Here is a 207-nt window from a genome sequence, read left to right on the forward strand (position 1 = left end):
GTGATCAAGATGGTGATGGCGTTGCGGGCGGGTGTGCTGCCGCGGACGTTGCATGTGGAGGAGCCCTCCCCGCACATCGACTGGTCGGCGGGCGAGGTGCGGCTGTTGGCCGAAGAACGGGCGTGGCCGGCAACGGGTGAGGCGCGGCGTGCGGCGGTGTCGTCGTTCGGGTTCAGCGGGACCAACGCGCACGTGATCATCGAGCAG

The 207-nt window shown here is 69.1% G+C and carries 1 protein-coding gene; it reads left to right on the plus strand.

The window, feature by feature from the left end; translation table 11 throughout:
• Positions 1-207 (plus strand): ketoacyl-synthetase C-terminal extension domain-containing protein (locus WA788_RS36180; RefSeq protein ID WP_335984778.1); only part of this gene is annotated, 207 nt, incomplete at both ends.

It is taken from the genome of Streptomyces sp. CA2R106, from assembly GCF_037034245.1.
GTDB lineage: Bacteria > Actinomycetota > Actinomycetes > Streptomycetales > Streptomycetaceae > Actinacidiphila.